The 16,133-nt window shown below is 67.6% G+C and carries 14 protein-coding genes; 7 read left to right on the forward strand and 7 right to left on the reverse strand.

Translation table 11 applies throughout. From position 1 onward, the window contains the following. The first annotated feature begins 151 nt into the window (after positions 1-151). A complete protein-coding gene (locus tag WJ16_RS20085) occupies positions 152-1,129 on the forward strand; it encodes a helix-turn-helix domain-containing protein (protein WP_069258871.1) in 978 nt (325 codons plus the stop codon). A 74-nt stretch (positions 1,130-1,203) separates the two neighbouring features. Here the strand turns inward: WJ16_RS20085 and WJ16_RS20090 are convergent, their stop codons facing one another. From WJ16_RS20090 to WJ16_RS20100, 3 genes are all read right to left on the reverse strand, one after another. Then, complete coding sequence (locus tag WJ16_RS20090) at positions 1,204-2,769, reverse strand: GMC family oxidoreductase (RefSeq protein WP_069258872.1); 1,566 nt, start codon at positions 2,767-2,769, stop codon at positions 1,204-1,206. Between the two features lie 145 nt (positions 2,770-2,914). Continuing rightward, positions 2,915-3,895, reverse strand: coding sequence for a helix-turn-helix domain-containing protein (locus WJ16_RS20095; protein WP_069258873.1), 981 nt, complete (start codon positions 3,893-3,895; stop codon positions 2,915-2,917). A 357-nt stretch (positions 3,896-4,252) separates the two neighbouring features. Then, the gene (locus WJ16_RS20100; RefSeq protein ID WP_069258874.1) at positions 4,253-5,200 is read right to left on the reverse strand and encodes an aldo/keto reductase; all 948 of its coding nucleotides are present in this window, start codon (positions 5,198-5,200) and stop codon (positions 4,253-4,255) included. 354 nt (positions 5,201-5,554) lie between these two features. Here WJ16_RS20100 and WJ16_RS20105 point away from each other — a divergent pair, with 354 nt between their 5' ends. The 4 genes from WJ16_RS20105 to WJ16_RS20120 are packed head-to-tail and all read left to right on the forward strand — an operon-like array spanning position 5,555 to position 11,479. Beyond that, positions 5,555-8,059 carry a type VI secretion system Vgr family protein gene (locus WJ16_RS20105; protein WP_069258875.1) on the forward strand — a complete coding sequence of 835 codons (2,505 nt, stop codon included), beginning with the start codon at positions 5,555-5,557 and terminating at the stop codon, positions 8,057-8,059. 13 nt (positions 8,060-8,072) lie between these two features. Beyond that, positions 8,073-8,975, forward strand: coding sequence for a DUF4123 domain-containing protein (locus WJ16_RS20110; protein ID WP_069258876.1), 903 nt, complete (start codon positions 8,073-8,075; stop codon positions 8,973-8,975). Positions 8,976-9,031: 56 nt separating this feature from the next. Further along, on the forward strand, positions 9,032-9,709 hold the full coding sequence (locus WJ16_RS20115) for a DUF3304 domain-containing protein (RefSeq protein WP_069258877.1): 678 nt from the start codon (positions 9,032-9,034) through the stop codon (positions 9,707-9,709). Between the two features lie 36 nt (positions 9,710-9,745). Next, complete coding sequence (locus WJ16_RS20120; protein ID WP_069258878.1) at positions 9,746-11,479, forward strand: T6SS phospholipase effector Tle1-like catalytic domain-containing protein; 1,734 nt, start codon at positions 9,746-9,748, stop codon at positions 11,477-11,479. An 81-nt stretch (positions 11,480-11,560) separates the two neighbouring features. On the opposite strand, the gene WJ16_RS20125 is transcribed toward WJ16_RS20120, so the two are convergent. Further along, positions 11,561-12,181, reverse strand: coding sequence for a LysE/ArgO family amino acid transporter (locus tag WJ16_RS20125; RefSeq protein ID WP_011548718.1), 621 nt, complete (start codon positions 12,179-12,181; stop codon positions 11,561-11,563). A gap of 119 nt (positions 12,182-12,300) precedes the next feature. On the opposite strand from WJ16_RS20125, the gene WJ16_RS20130 reads away from it, so the two are divergent. After that, complete coding sequence (locus WJ16_RS20130; RefSeq protein WP_006480142.1) at positions 12,301-13,194, forward strand: LysR family transcriptional regulator ArgP; 894 nt, start codon at positions 12,301-12,303, stop codon at positions 13,192-13,194. A 49-nt stretch (positions 13,195-13,243) separates the two neighbouring features. Here the strand turns inward: WJ16_RS20130 and fnr are convergent, their stop codons facing one another. The 3 genes from fnr to WJ16_RS20150 all read right to left on the reverse strand — a co-directional run bounded on the left by fnr (position 13,244) and on the right by WJ16_RS20150 (position 15,531). Then, the gene (gene fnr / locus WJ16_RS20135) at positions 13,244-13,990 is read right to left on the reverse strand and encodes a fumarate/nitrate reduction transcriptional regulator Fnr (protein WP_069258879.1); all 747 of its coding nucleotides are present in this window, start codon (positions 13,988-13,990) and stop codon (positions 13,244-13,246) included. A gap of 103 nt (positions 13,991-14,093) precedes the next feature. Continuing rightward, positions 14,094-14,561 (reverse strand): universal stress protein, encoded by a 468-nt coding sequence (locus WJ16_RS20140; protein WP_069258880.1) that lies wholly within the window; start codon positions 14,559-14,561, stop codon positions 14,094-14,096. Positions 14,562-15,120: 559 nt separating this feature from the next. Then, positions 15,121-15,531, reverse strand: coding sequence for a DUF3005 domain-containing protein (locus tag WJ16_RS20150; RefSeq protein WP_069258882.1), 411 nt, complete (start codon positions 15,529-15,531; stop codon positions 15,121-15,123). 278 nt (positions 15,532-15,809) lie between these two features. On the opposite strand from WJ16_RS20150, the gene WJ16_RS20155 reads away from it, so the two are divergent. Continuing rightward, complete coding sequence (locus WJ16_RS20155; protein WP_069258883.1) at positions 15,810-16,043, forward strand: hypothetical protein; 234 nt, start codon at positions 15,810-15,812, stop codon at positions 16,041-16,043. The last annotated feature ends 90 nt before the right edge of the window (positions 16,044-16,133 follow it).

Here is a 16,133-nt window from a genome sequence, read left to right on the forward strand (position 1 = left end):
GTGGGCTCGACTTTAGCCAGCCGGAGCGCGCCGCTCTTGACTGGGCGGGACGAATTGCTTGACCGCGCCGGACATTGCATCGCACCAGAATCCAGACGAACCATCCCCCAATCCGCGCCGCTCCGCACGACAGGCGCCCGCAGGAGGCGACGTGACGAATTCGACCGTTCTTTCACGCACGCGAGGCTCGACGGCCGACGTGCCGGCGCGCGACAGGATGGCGTACTGGGACGCGTTCAACGCGGCGACGCTGGTCGGGTTGCGTTGCTCGTCGCTTTCGCCGGCCGGGCTCGAGGTCGAGAAAACCGACATCGCGCTGCCGGGCCTCGGCGTCGCCGACATCAGCGGGCAGGATCACGTGATCGAGCGCAGCCCCGCGCTGGTGCGCCAGTTGCCGAAGGAATCGCTGTTCGCGTGCCAGATCCTGAGCGGGCGCGCGTATTTCATCCAGCGCGAGCGCTGCCTGCTCGCGGAAGCGGGCGATGTGGTCGTCTACGACACGCGCGTGCCCTATCTGTTCGGATTCCTGACACCGATGCGGCAGTTGCTGATCGATATTCCGGTCACGACCTTCGACGACCGGCTCGATGCGGAACTGGCCGCGCTGCCGCTGCGGATCGCGCCGAAGCCCGGCGCGGGCGCGATGCTCGGCACGACGTTGCGCGCGAGCGTCGAGCGGTTCATGAAGGAGCCGCTCGAGCGCGACGCCGCGCGCTTCGCCGAACACACGCGCACGCTGATCGCCGAGCTGATCGATGCGGAGGTGAACGGCGCGGGCGCATCGCGTGCGTCGCTGTCGTACCTGCTGACCGCGAAGCAATACATCGCGACGCATCTCGGCGATCCGGAACTCGGGCCGCAGGCGGTCGCCGACGCGGTCGGGCTGTCGCTGCGGCATCTGGGCCGGCTCTTCGCGGCCGAAGGCGAATCGATCACGCAGCACATCTGGTCGGAACGGCTGTCGCATGCGCATCGCGAACTGACCGATGCGCGGCTGCGCAAGACGAGCGTCGGCGAAATCGCATTTCGCTGGGGCTTTTCGAGCCAGGCGCACTTCAGCCGTGCGATCCGCGAGCGCTACGGCGCGTCGCCGATGGCGCTGCGCGACGCGGCGCGCGCGAGCGGTTGAACCGAACGCGGGTCGGATGCAGCTGCGGCGGCGCGTGCTTCACGCGCCGCTTTCGCTTTCGGCGCGGGGCCGCGTCACGCCGCCAGCATGAACTCGGCGCAGCGCTCGGCGATCATGATCGTCGGCGCGTTCGTGTTGCCGGACACGATGCGCGGCATCACCGACGCATCGCAGATCCGCAACCCGTTGACCCCGCGCACCGCGAGGCGCGGCGTCACGACCGCGTGCGCGTCGTTGCCCATCCGGCAGGTGCCGGCCGGGTGATAGACGGTTTTCGCGCGGTGCCGCACGTAGTCGGCGAGTGCGGTGTCGGTCAGCGTCTCGGCTTCGCGAACGATGCGCGCGAGCGACGGCGCGCGGAGGATCTGCCGTGCAAGCGCGACGCCGCGCACGAGCCCGTCGACGTCGGCCGGATCGGACAGCGCGCCGCTGTCGAACAGGATCGGCGCGGCCGGATCGTTGCCGCGCAGTCGCACGGCACCGCGCGAGCGCGGCCTGAGCAGGCACGGGTTGATCGACAGGCCGTGGCCGGGCAGCGGTGCGCGATCGACGTCGCCGACGAGCGTCGGCAGCACGTGGAACTGGATGTCCGGGCGGCCGCTGCCGGTCGTATCGACGAATGCGCCGGATTCGACGACGTTCGACGTCAGCAGGCCCGTGCGGCACAGCATCCACTGCAGCCCGTGGCGCAGCGCCTTCAGCCCGCGATCCTCGCCCAGCAGGCTGACCGGCGCGTGACTGCGGCCGTAGATCGACACTTCGAGGTGGTCCTGATAGTTCGCACCGACGTCGCGGCTGTCGTGCAGCACGTCGATGCCGTGCGCGTGCAGGTGCGCGCCGGGCCCGATACCCGACAGCATCAGCAGCTTCGGCGTGCTCAGCGCACCGGCCGCGAGCACGACGTCGGCGCGCGCGGCGGCCGAACCCGTCGCGCCGCTTTCCGTGCGCCATTCGACACCGGTCGCGCGGCGGCCGTCGAACCGGATGCGCGTGACGCGGCAGCCGGTCAGCACGCGCAGGTTCGGGTGGCCGATCGCGTCGGCGAGATAGGTGGCCGCGGTACTGCCGCGTTGTCCGTCGAAGATCGTCGTGTGATAGAAGCCGGCGCCGTGCTGCGCGGCGCCGTTGAAATCGTCGTTGTACGCGATGCCGGCTTCCTGCGCGGCCTTCACGAACGCGAGGCTCAGCGGATGCCGGAAGCGCGTGTCGCCCACCTTCAGCGGCCCGTCGGTGCCGTGAAACGGCTCGGCGAGCCGCAGATGCGATTCGGCGCGCTTGAACACGGGCAGCACGTCGTCCCAGCCCCAGCCGGTGCAGCCGAGCGCGGCCCAGTCGTCATAGTCGTCGCGCGTGCCGCGCACGTACAGCATCGCGTTGACCGAACTGCCGCCGCCGAGCGTGCGGCCCTGCGGCACGTAGGTCTTGCGTCCCGCCGCCCCGGGCTGCGGCTCGCTCTCGAACGTGACCGTGCGCCGCGTGCCGAGCACGCGGATGAACGTCGCCGGAATCCGGATGAACAGGCTGTCGTCCTTCGGGCCGTCTTCGAGCAGCAGCACACGCCTGCCGGCCTTCACCAGCCGGTGCGCGACCGTGCAGCCGGCCGAACCGCCGCCGACGACGATATGGTCGTACGTCTCCATCCCGCTTCTTCTCCTTGCAGTCGGGCGGCGAAACGAATGCCGCCGCGCAGGAAGCCAGCTTAGCGAGCGGGTTGCGGGACGATTTGACCGGGACGGACGCCGTGCTTGCCTCGCACGGACACGTTCAAGCGTGACGACGGGCGGACTATCGCGCGTCGGCCGGTGCCGGCGCGGGCGCGCGCGTCTCGCTCGGCGTCTCGCCGAAGCGCGCGCGATAGCTGCGGCTGAAATGCGCGCTGTTGTTGAAGCCCCAGCGGAACGCGATCTCGCTGACCGTCAGGTGCCTGAGCGACCGGTCGCGCAGGTCGGCACGGCAGCGTTCGAGCCTACGCGCGAGGATGTAGCGCGTGAGCGGCATCCCTTCGATTTCGAATACGCGCGCGAGCTGGCGCGGCGACAGGTTGATCGCGCGGCTCACCGATTGGCTGTCGAGGTCGTCGTCGGCGAGATGGCTGTCGATGAACGCCTTCGCGCGCGACAGCGTATGCACGGTCGACTTGGTCGGCGAGGCGTCGCCGTCGCGTAGCCGCAGCGTCGAGCGCACGAGATCGAGGATCGCGGCGGCGCGCCCCTCGCGCGCATCGGGCGTCGGTTCCGTCGGCGCGGCGAGCAGCGCATAGACCTGCCGCACGGCCGACGACGCGATACCGTCGTTGCGGTCGATCTTGACGAGGCTGCGGTAGCGCCACGGGCCGACGCGCGCTTCGAATACGTCGCGCGGCACGTCGAGCACGGTCATCGCCATGTCGGCGGGAAAGCCGTGGCCGTACGGCATCGACGTGTCGTACATGACGAGGTCGCCGGGGCCGTGCTGCATGCAGTCGACGTCCTGGAACGTATAGCCGTGCCCCGCATGCATCAGGCAGATGAACACGGCGTCGCGCGGGTCCGCATGGATGGTGTGCGGCGTGCGCACGACCGCGTGCCGGTTCGCGACGATGTCGCACGCGCCGAACAGCCCGAGATCGCGCCTGCGCATCGACGCGTCGATGCCTTCGGACGACTTCCCGCTGCATTCGATCCGCACGAGCGTGCGCGCGACGTGGTCGACCCAGAAGTCGACGCGCTCGGCGCCGCGTACGGCGCGCGTCGACACCGTGACGCTCTCCGTGCTGGTGTCCGGCATGACGTTCTCCCAATGACCGCCTGAGCGGCGCAGTCTCGGGCACGCCGAACGGCGCGGTCAATCCGTGAAAGACCCGGGACGGGCGTGTGACGCGCGTGCAGCGGGGCGCTGCGGGCGGACGCGCGATCGATGTCCGGCCGGGTCAACGGAAGCGGCCGTTTCAGTCAAAACATCGATGCGATTTTGGGTTAGGTCGTGCCGGTTTACTTCGATGACGACGATTGGAGCCCGAGCGACACGTCCTGCTCGTCGCCCATCTTGCCCCGCGGAACGCGACGCTGACGTGGCCGGGCCGCCGCGCATCCGCGCGGACTGTGCAAATCGCGCGATCGTGTCGGCGGCCCGCTACCGTCGGCTTCAGCCCGCGCTGGCCGCGTCGATCCGTCGAATGTCGTCCTCGTCGAGCTGCACGCGGATCGCATCGCCGAGCGATTTCAGCTGCGCAAGCGACGTCGCGCTCGCGATCGGCGCGGTGATCGTCGGCCGTGCGATCTGCCACGCGAGCGCGATCGCGGCCGGTTGCGTGCCGTGCTTCTCCGCGGCCGCGTCGAGCGCCGCGAGAATGCGCAGCCCGCGTTCATTGAGATAGCCGGCGACGCGATCGCCGCGCACGCTCTTCTTCAGGTCGGCCTCGCTGCGGTACTTGCCCGACAGGAACCCGCTCGCGAGAGCGTAATAGTTGACGACGCCGAGCTTCAGGTCGCGCACGACCGGCTCGAGATCGCGTTCGTAGTCGGCGCGGTCGATCAGGTTGTATTCGGGCTGGATGACCTGGTACGCGGGCAGCCCGTCGCGCTCGCTGATGGCGGCGGCTTCGCGCAGGCGCGCGCCGCTGTAGTTCGATGCGCCGATGATGCGCACCTTGCCCGCGTCGATCAGCGTTTGATACGCGCCGAGCGTTTCTTCGAGCGGGGCCGTATCGGCGAGGTCGCGGTGCGAGAAATACAGGTCGATGTAGTCGGTCTGCAGGCGGCGCAGCGAATCGTCGACGGCCTTCAGGATGTTGTCTTTCGACAGCCCCGCGCGCGCGGCCAGCAGGCCGACCTTGGTCGCGATCACGACCTGCTCGCGCTTGCCGGAGCGCTTGAGCCACTTGCCGATGATCGTTTCCGATTCGCCGCCGTGGTTGCCGGGAACCCAGGCCGAATAGACGTCGGCCGTGTCGATGAAGTTGATGCCGGTGTCGGCGAGCGCGTCGAGCAGCGCGAACGACGCGTTTTCGTCGACGGTCCAGCCGAAGACGTTGCCGCCGAACGCGAGCGGCGAAACCTGGATGCTGGATGTACCGAGGGTGCGATGTGCCATGTTCTGCTCCGTAAGCTGCGGGTGACGGGAGGGGACTGCGGGACGTGAAGCCGGTCGCGTTGAGACGGCGAAGCGCGTGGCAGGTTCCGTCGCCGGCGCACCCACCGGCGAGTTTCGTGCGCGCGCGCCGGCATGCCGGACGAGGCGACGTCATCGCGGCGGCGATCTCCGTTCGAGCGCCGCCGCCGCCGCGCGCAAGGTACTGTATTTATTACCGATTTTCCGTGCCGAGGTAGGGAAATGACGTACGGCGTCAACGTTGTCGCGACGCGATGTCTACGATATCCTTTCATCCCAAAATCAAGGGAGGCAGCGGCCGCTGCCACACGAACGAATAATCATTCTGAGGCGGTCATGGCTGACCTGGCGGCATTCACTCGAACCCCGTTTTTCCTGCAGGACAAACGCCTGCTCGCGCTGTCTTTTCCTCACGACGACGCGCCGTCGGTGACCGACTCGTACGGCCGGCAACGTCCGGCGCGGCTGGTTGCCGAGCGTCTCGTCGCGCACGAAGGGCTGGGGATCGATTTCACGTTCGAGGTGACGCTGCTGTCGGGCGAGGCGGGCGTCACGCTGGCCGACATGCTGGGCAAGCTGCTCGCGGTGTCGATGGTGCGACCGGACGGCGGTCTGCGTTATTTCACCGGTTACTGCACCGAGTTTTCGCTGGTCCGCAACGACGATTCGATCGCGGAGTATCGCGCGGTGCTGCGCCCGTGGAGTCATTTCCTGCTGACGCGCGTGAACAACCGCCTGTTCCTCGGCCAGTCGCTTCAGCAGCAGATCGGCACGCTGCTTGCCGACTACCAGGGGCTCGCGCCGTCGTGGGAGTGGCGCGTGCGCGGCGACGATCCGGCGCGCACGATGAACGTGCAGGGCGGCGGGCTCGGCGAAAGCGACTGGAACTACATCGTTCGCCATCTGGAAGCCGCCGGGTTCCTGTACTGGTGGGAGCACGACGAGAAAGGCCTGAAGCTGATCGTCGGCGACGACAGCACGGTGCAGTGCCCGGCCATCGACGGCCGCTCGCCGCAGATCCGCTTTCAGACGCACGACGGCCCGATGGCCGCCGACGCCATTTCGCAATGGTCCGCGGTACGGTCGTTGTCCGCCGGCAGTTATAGCGCGACGGCGTTCGACTTCAAGGCGCCGCATGCGGCCAACGCGCAGATTCCGACGCTGCATCCGTCGGGTGTCGCGCCGCAGGTCGAGCATCACGAATACGTGGGGCACTACGGCTTCGCGAAGCAAACGCGCGCCGGCGACGCGCTCGCGCGCGTGCGGATGGAAGAGATCGAGGCGACCGCGACGCGTTTCGACGCGGCCGGCAATCATCACGGCATCCTGCCCGGGCGCTGGTTCCAGCTGTCCGATCACTCCAGCGTGGCGTCGGGCAGCCCGCAGGATCACGAGTACCTGATTCTCGAAGCCCGCCACGAAGCGGCGAACAACTACCTGCAGGCCGACGGCAAGCCCGAGTATCGCAACCGCTTCGTCGCGGGCCGTCGACGGACGCCGTGGCGCCCGGGGCGCGGGTTCAACAGCGAACCGGTGCGCGTGCTGGCGCCGCAAACCGCGACCGTCGCCGGCGCGAAGGGAGCCGGCAGCGTCGACGTCGACGAATACGGCCGTGTCTGCATCGTCTACCACTGGGATCGTGCAGCGCAGATCAGCGCGCGGATTCGCGTGGCCGCCGGCTGGGCGGGCGGCGAGAAGGGCATGATCGCGCATCCGCGCGTGGGCAGCGAGGTGCTCGTGATGTGCCTCGACGGCAACCCCGACCGGCCCATCGTGTCGGGCACCACGTACAACGCGGAACGGATGCCGCCGTGGGCGCTGCCCGACCAGCACGTGCTGACCGGCCTGCGCAGTCGCGAGCTGTCCGGCGACAGCGGCAACGCGGCCGGCGGACGCTCGAACCACGTGCTGCTCGACGACACGCCGCAGCAGCTCCAGCTGAAGCTGCGCAGCGATACCGACGCGAGCGAACTGACGCTCGGGCACAACGTCCGCATCGACGCGACCCAGGGGCGCACCGATCAGCGCGCCCGCGGCTTCGAATTGCGGACCGACGCGCATGGCGCGGTCCGGGCGGCCAAGGGCCTGCTCGTGACGAGCGAAGCGCGCTACGACGCGCGTGCCCATGCGACCGACATCGGCGAGACCGTCGCGCGCCTCGACAAGGCGCACGACCTGCACGAATCGTTGTCGGGGTCCGCGCACGACGTGAAGGCGCAGGAGTCCGGCGATCAGGACGCCGTCCATCAGGCGCTCAGAACGCAGAACGACGGGCTGAGGGGCAGCGGCGGCAATCCGCAGCAGGGCGAGTTTCCGGAGTTCGCGCAGCCGTTCCTGGCCCTCGCCAGCCCGGCGGGGATCCTGGCCACGACGACGGGGTCGACCCACATCGCGAGCGATCAGCACGTCGCGTTGACGAGCGGCGCCCACACGAGCATCGGCGCGGGCAAGAGCATGCTGGTCAGTGCGCAGGAGGCGGTGCGCGTCGCCGCGTTCGAGAAGGGTATCCGGCTCGTGGCCGCCGCCGCCGACATCGACATCCAGGCGCTGAAGGACAGCATCAACGTGCTGGCCAAGCTGGACGTGAAGGTCGATGCGAACCGCATCACCATCACCGCAAAAGAAGAAGTCCTGATCAACGGCGGGACAAGCTATACGCGCTGGAACGGCAGCGGCATCGTCCACGGGACGAAGGGCGGATTCACCGCGCATGCGGCGTCGCATACGTTCATCGGGCCGGACAGCCTGCCGGTGCCCGCGCGCGCGTTCCCGGGCACGGCGTGCGCGCCGTGCATGGTCAACGCGGCATCGATGGCGTCGCCGTTCGCCGCCAAGGCGTGAAGCGGGGCAGCGCATGACGAACGACCCGATCGCCGCGCAGGCGGCCGATGCGCTGCAGGCGGCGCTGGCGTCGCAGGACGGGCTGCGCGCTTACGTCCTGATCGATGGCGCATTGCTGGATACGTTGCCGGACGATGACAAGACGTCGTGGCCCGCGTTCGTCGCGGCTTCGCTGCTCGACGCCGCCGACGACGATGCGAGAATCGTCGGACCGCTGCTGTACGAATGGCAGCCCGGCGCCGACGGTGCCGATGCCGCGGATGCCGTCGAGCCGCGCAGCATTCCGTGGCCGGCGGCGAGCGTGCTCGTGTCGCCGCTGTCGCTCGAGCGACTGGCCGCGCATCTGGCGCCGATGGTGGACGTCCAGCTCGAGCAGATGGAGAGCGTGATGCTGATGCGCTTCTTCGATCCGCGCGTGCTGCCGTTCTGGCTCGACATGCTCCCCGCCGCGCATCGCGCGTATCTGGCGCAGGGCGTGCGGCACTGGATTCACCGGGATTCCGCACTGCAGATCCGGACGGTGGAAATCGCCGCGCCCGCCAACGTCGGGCAGGCCGCCAAGTTTCCGCTGCAGTTGACCCAGGCGCAGGAGGACGATCTGCTCGCCGCCTGCTATCCGTACACGATGCTCGAGCGGCTGCGTGTCGAAAAGCCCGCGCTGCTCGCGTCGTTGCCGGCCGAGGCGCACTACGGCTTCGTGCGCGATCAACTGGTACGCTGCCGGGCGCACGGCGCCGAAAGCGCGGCGTCGCTGCTGATCTATTGCGAACTGGCGTTGCGCTACGGCGCGCGCTTCGACGAGGATCCGGCGATGGCCGTCGTGTTCGACGCGGTCGCGCAAGGGGAGGCGTTTCCGGAGGCGCTGGCGCGGGTGCCGGCGGAAGACTGGCGGCGGATGCAGGAAGCGGCCGGGTGATGGCGCGTACGCGACGCGACTCGAATGAAATCGACTGGAAGAGAAGGAAGTTCAATATGAACCGCTGCTGGATCACCCTGCTGTCCGTGATGGTTTTTTCCACGGCTGCGTGCAGCAAGAGCGTGAACGATGCCGAAAAGGACAGCCTTGCGCCCGGCGAAGTGAATAAATGGAACGACCCGAACTACGACATCATCACGGCCGGTTCCTTCAACTATACGGATTACGACATCTACGGCGTCTATCTGCTGCCGCCCGACAAGAACAGCCTCGACGATGCGGCAAGCGCCGATGGCGCGAGTGCGACGCCGCGGAGCGCGAAATACTGGACCGGCGGCGGCGGGCAAAGACCGAGCCTCGCATGGGATTTCCGCTGGAAGACCCCGAAGACGTTCAAGGTGTGGTGGGAACGCGTGGTCGACAAGCGCGCGATGGAAGCGTCGTCCTCGAACTACGACCCGTACACCCACCGGGAAACCCAGCCGGGGATGGCATGGTGCGAAGGCGAGATCACGGTCACGCGCCCGCCCGTCAAGGGCAAGAGCGGCGGTATCGTGCTGCACTTCTTCCCCGATGGCCGGGTGGAAGGCGACATGGATTTCGAAGCCGACGGCCCGGACCCGAAGGTGGCCCTGTCGAAGCGCGACGCGCAGCGCAAGCTGACCGACCGCGCGTGCCTCAAGGAAATTCCCAATCCGTTCTATGGGCGCAAGAAACCGGCCCAGTGGAACTGACGCTGGACGCGTGACCGGAACAGGAGCGTAACCGCCATGAGCAATCCCCCCCTCATTCGACGCATCACCGATATCACGCCGGTCGAGGAGTCGATCCGCAACGGGCACCGCGAGGCGCTCGATCCGCTGCGGGTCGAGCAATGCAAGGAGTGTCCGAAACCCGTGTGGTTTACGGCCTTCTTCGATGGCACGGGCAACAACTACGGCGAGGACGGCAACGGTTCGACGGACGTCGCGAGGACCAAGTACAGCAATATCGCCAAGCTCGCGATGTTTGCCCATGTCCCGTTCAACAAGGCCAATCCGCGCACGATGGGCCGGTACGTCGAGGGCGTCGGCACACCCTGCAGCAAGGTCGGCGATTCGGGCAAGGGTATCGACGGCGCGCTTGGCATGGCGGCCGCGAGCAAGGGCGAGGCGCGCATCCGCTGGATGCTCGGCGAGCTCGAAAAACACGTGGCGAGCCACATGCCGGCCGTGAGCCAGATCAACGTGGCCGCGTTCGGCTTCTCGCGCGGCGCCACGGAGGCGCGGGCGTTCGTCCGCATGCTGACCGAGCAACTGGCCGAGAACATCGGCGGCCGGCTCTGGTGGAACAAGAAGAACATGAAGGGGATGCGTCCCGAAGTGGTCGTCTACTTCATGGGCATCCTCGATACGGTGGCGTCGACAGGCTTCGGCGGCAGCCGCATGGAGAAGGCGGCGCCCTACATCGTCGGCGGGATCCTGGGGCCGGTCTACGGCGGCCTGCTTCACAGCATCGACAAGGGCGGCCACGCGGAATGGGCGAACGACATTCGCATTCCGGACTACGTACGGCAATGCGTTCACTATGTCGCGTCGCATGAAGTCCGCGAGAAATTCCCCGGCGATTCGGTGCGCGAGGACCAGACGCTTCCAGCGAACTGCCGCGAGGTGTATTACCCCGGCATGCACTCGGATGTGGGCGGCGGCTACGAGCGCAACTACCAGGAAGGGCGCACCAACGAACTGGCCAACGTCGCGTTGAACAATCTCTACATCGAGGCGTGGAAGGCCGGCGTGCCGTTTCGCGAGCCGAAGGAGATCGTGGAATCGGCCGGCGGGCTGTTCGCGATTTCCGCTGAGCTGGAGGCGGCCTGGAACGTGTACATGGGGCAAGGCAACGAGCGTCGCGCGGGCGTGGCGTCGAACAGCGACAGGCTCGAGTCGCAGATCATCTGGCACATGAACCGCTACTACCAGTGGCGCGCGAGCCGCAGCCGGCGCCTGCACGACGGCCGGATGAAGCCGCCTGGCGGCGTGGACGCCCACATGGCGATTACCGACCGCGAATGGAACGAAGATGCGGATCTCATCCGTCGCGCCAACGGGGGCGTCCTGACGCGGACCATCTCGGAGCAGTACAAGGCGATCGACGCGGCCACGCGGGTCACCGGCAACTGGCTGGGGGGCATCGATCCGGCGGCGCGCGCGACGTTCGACCGGTTCTTCGATCACTACGTGCACGACTCGATCGCGGGCTTCAAGAAACAGATGGAAGACGGTCACGTCGGTTTCGCCGAATCGAGCCGCTGGTCGGTCAACCGTCAGTACTTCATGGGCAAGCGCGGCAAGAAGTTCCTGTTCTGGCGCTACGAGGGCGACAAGGCCGAGCAGGCCGCCACGCAACTCGCGAAGGCCGATCCGGCGAAGCAGTCGGACCCGACGGCGGCCAACGAACCGCAACTGGCCAGCAACCCGCCCGCGGCGATCGGCGGCACGCTGCCCGACGCGACCTCGACGGCCTGACGCCGAACGCGATACCGGTCGCGACCGCGACCGTCTGACCTGACGTCGCGGCAGACAGGATCTGCCGCGACACGCCCCGCCCTACCGCAACTGCACCGCTGCGAGAAACAGCACCATGCTGCCGATCGCGCCATCCAGCACGCGCCATGCCACGGCCTTGCGGAACCACGGCGCCAGCAAGCGTGCGCCATAGCCGAGCCCGAGGAACCACACGACGCTGACCGTCATCGCGCCGATCGCGAACGCGAGCCGCGCGCCTTCCGGCTCGCGTGCGCCGGCCGTGCCGATCAGCAGGAACGTGTCGAGATACACGTGCGGGTTGAGCCACGTGAATGCGAGCGTCATCAGCACGATCGCGAGCGCGCCTTGCGGCGGCGGCGCGACTGCGTCGCCGCGCACGTCGAGCGTGTCGTGGCCCGGCTTGAACGCACGGCGCAGCGCGTTGATGCCGAACCACGCGAGATACGCGAGGCCGACGTACAGCACCGCATGGACGAAGGTCGGATAGCGTTCGACGAGCACCGATGCGCCGCCGACGCCCGCGCCGATCAGGATCATGTCGGACACCGCGCACAGCAGCACGATCTTGCCGACGTGCGAGCGCATGATGCCCTGCCGCAGCACGAACGCGTTCTGCGCGCCGATGGTGACGATGAGCGACGCGCACAGTGCGGCGCCGTGGGAAAAAGCGAGCCAGTTCAGCCAGTTCATGATGGGGGACAGCCGTGGAAGCAGTAGACGAATGAATCGGGTAGCGCTAGTCTGCGGTCGGCAGGAAAATAAGAGAAGCTAAATCACCTAATGCAGATTAAGGAAATCTAATGCTCGACTACGCGTTGCTCGATGCCCTCGCGGCCGTGATCCGGCACGGCTCGTTCGAGCGGGCGGCCAAGGAGCTGAATGTCACGCCGTCGGCGGTGTCGCAGCGCGTGAAGCTGCTGGAGGAGCGCGTCGGCAGCGTGCTCGTCAAGCGCGGGCAGCCGTGCGTCGCGACCACGTCGGGCGCGCTGCTGTGCCGGCATACCGAACGCGTGCAGCTGCTGGAAGCCGAACTGGGCGGCCGGATGCCCGCGTTGCCGGGCCAGATCGCGAGCGCGTGGCCGACGTTGCGCGTGGCCGTCAACGACGACAGCGTCGCGACGTGGTTCATCGATGCGGTCGGGCCGTTCTGCACGGAGCGCGAGACGCTGCTCGACCTCGTGATCGACGACCAGGATTACACGGCCTCGCGCATTCGCGACGGCAGTGTGCAGGGCGCGGTGACCGCGCAGGCCGAGCCGATCCAGGGATGCCGGTCGGAGCGGCTCGGGCGGATTCGCTATCGCGCGGTGTGCTCGCCGGCGTTTTACGCGCGTTATTTCGACGCGGGGATCACGCGCGATGCGCTGCGCCGCGCGCCGTGCGTGATGTTCAATCCGAAGGACGGGCTGCAGGCGCGTTTCATCCGGCGCGTGACGCGCGCGGATCTCGATCCGCCGCAGCACTGGATACCGCATGTCGCGGGCTACCTGCGCGCATGCGAAACGGGATTGGGATGGGGGATGTGCCCGGACCGGATGGTCGACCGCCAGCTGGCGGCGGGTGAGCTGATCGACATGTCGCGCGGCCGAACCATCGACATCGATCTTTATTGGCAGAGCTGGCGTCTGTCGATCGGCTGGCTCGACGATTTCAGCGCGGCACTGAAAGCGCGTGCCGCGCTGTTTCTCGATTGATTCGCAGTGCGATGCTGACGGCGCGCGAGGCGCGCGCCGTGCGGTGTGATCAGAGGTGCTGGAGGCCGTCGAAATCGACGATCTGCACGTGGCGGCCCTGCATTTCGATCAGGCCGCGCTTCTGGAATTTCGACAGCGTGCGACTGACCGTTTCGAGCGTCATGCCGAGATAGCTGCCGATGTCTTCACGGGTCATCCGCAGGTTGAATTCCGACGGCGAGTAGCCGCGTTTCAGGTAGCGCGACGACACGTCGAGCAGGAACGCGGCGACGCGTTCTTCGGCATTCAGCGAACCGAGCAGCATCGTTTGCGACGTTTCACGCACGATCTGTTCGCTCATCAGCTTGTGCATGCGCAACTGCATCGAGCCGGCTTCCGAGCACAGCGCCTTCAGTGCGCTGTACGGAATCACGCAGACCGAGCTGTCTTCCAGCGCGACGGCGGTGCGCGGATGGGTATCGTCGCAGATGCCGTCGAGGCCGAGCGCTTCGCCCGCGAGATGCAGGCCGGTGACCTGTTCGCGGCCGTCGTGGCGCGTGGCGACGGTTTTCAGCGAACCCGAGCGTACTGCGTACAGGTTGTCGAATGCATCGCCTTCGCGAAACAGCGCCTCGCCGCGCTTGACGGGGCGCGCCGCGCAGATGACCGATTCGAGGCGACTGAGCGCTTCGGGCGCCAGGCCCTGCGGCATGCACAGGTGCCGCATCGCGCACGTCGAGCAATGTGCAGCCTGGCGAGGCGCCCAGCTACCGGCATGAGGTCTGGCAGCGGGACGTGTGGCGACGGGCGTCAGCATGATCGTTTACTCCGGCGTTGAATCGACGGAATCATTGTCCCACCGCAACTTGCCGCTGTCGGGTGACAAAACGTCGCGACCGCCCGCGCATGCCGAATGCCGTTCACGCGGCCGGTTCGTCGGCGTTGGCGGCCGCGGGAATCAACAGCACGGGCAGCGTGGCGTGGCGCACGCATTGTTCGGCGATGCTGCCCAGCACGAGACGACGGAAGCCGCGGCGGCCGTGCGTGCCGAGCACGAGCAGATCGGCATCGAATGCTTTCGCGCCGTCGAGGATCAGCGACGACACGTCGTTGAGCGACGTCGCTTCGCTCAGCCGCGTCTCGCCCTTCACGCCCGCAGCCTGCATCAGCGCGGTGAAATCCTTCGCGAGCGCGTTGCCCTGCGTGACGAGTTGATCGCGCAGCACGGACGGATCGTAGCCGGGTACGTTGTAGTAGATCGCGGCGTTCTCGACGACGTAGAACGGCTGCAGCTCGGCGCCGTGCGATTTCGCGAGCGCCAGCGCGGCATCGAACGCGTGGCGGGACGTGTCGCTGCCGTCGACGGCAACCAGAATGCGCTTGTACATAGTGTCTCCGAGTGGCGGGTTGAAACGAAGTCGGCCGAATGGCCGATCAGGCTGGGCAATGCGCGATGCTGCGAGGCAGAGTAAACCAACGGCCGGGACTTTGCAGTGAGGCGCCGGTCGTGATGGGTGGCGCCGCCGCTTGTGCTGTCGCAGCGCGCAGACATGCACGTGGCGCATGCTGCATCGCGTGACGCGTCGCGGGTCGGCGCCGCGGCTATCGTCCGTAGCGTGGGCGCAAACGCATGCGCGCACGCATCGTCGCGCACGCCGGTCGAATCGACGCGATACGACGCGATACGACGGCTGCAAGGAGGCATCGCCCGCATCGCCATTCAATCGCAACCGCGCCGTGTCGACATGACCTCGATCAACACCCGTGCATCGGCGCGTTTCGCGGCATGCGCGACGCTGCCGCTGCCGCTGCGCGGAAGCGTTCGCTCCTGCATCGCGCAGTTGCCGGTGCAAGATCGGCGCACCGGAGCAGCGCACCCGATCGTCGCCATCGGCTCGCGCCGCATGCCGGTCCGCAAACGAACGATCGATTCAAACGCCGCGCCGGCTATTTCGGGACGGCCGTCAGCTCGAAGATGCGCTCCGGCCGCCGCTGGTGGCCGGGCCAGTACGCGCTGCCGTACATCCGGTGAACCGGGCCGAACAGCGCATCGCCGATCGGCGGCGGCGCGTCGAAGCCTTTCTCGATCACCATGTAGCCGGCGCGCAGTGCGAACGCCGGATGATTGCCGCCGGCGCGGCTGTCGAAACCGGCGAAGCCGTCGGCGGCTTCGGGCATCGCGCCGACGAGCGACGCGTTGCTGCGCGTGATCTCGTCGGGCGAGATCGGCCCGCCGCCGGCGAGGCGCGCCGCCTCGCGGTTCTTGCCGTCGGTATCGACCGTGCTGTCGTGCGTGTCGTCGTTGTCGAGCTCGATGCTGCGCGGGCGCGAACGACCGGTTTGACCGGATGATTCCATCGCGGCTCTCCTCGCGGCGAAGCGTGCCGGATCGAAGCAAATCCCGTTCCGGGCGTGACGGGAAAAGGCGCGCGGGCGATCGCCGCGGTCGCGCGGCGCGCACTGATTTGTCGTGATTTATTTCAGCTAGAAGACGCGTTTTCTACAGAGTATGATTCTTTTCCTGCGAAGCGGCGAGAGGGGATTCGGTCGCGCCGCCTCTGCCCGCGCCGGGGGCCGCAGCACCCCTTAAAGACGGGTAGTGAACAACAAAGCAAGGGACTAGAGGTGGCGGATTCATGCAAGCGACTACTGCCTTCACGCACCGCGGTTATCTGTTGAATTGCGCGCCCGCGCGCGCCAGCGACGGTTCGTTCAAACCCTACGTCGTGATCTCCCGATCGAGCGACGGGGAACTCGTTGCGAACCGTTTTTTTCCGATCGAGCTCCAGTTCCACGACGAAGACGCCGCGATCGCGCACGCGCGCGACTGGGCCGTGCGATGGATCGACGCGAGCAGCATCGCGATGTAACGCCGCCGCACTTGCGCGGCATCGGCCATCCGGCCGATCCCCGGCGTGCCGCTCGCGGACAAAAAACGCGGTAATCTTGCGGAACCCGTC

It is taken from the genome of Burkholderia metallica, from assembly GCF_001718555.1.
Lineage (GTDB): Bacteria > Pseudomonadota > Gammaproteobacteria > Burkholderiales > Burkholderiaceae > Burkholderia > Burkholderia metallica.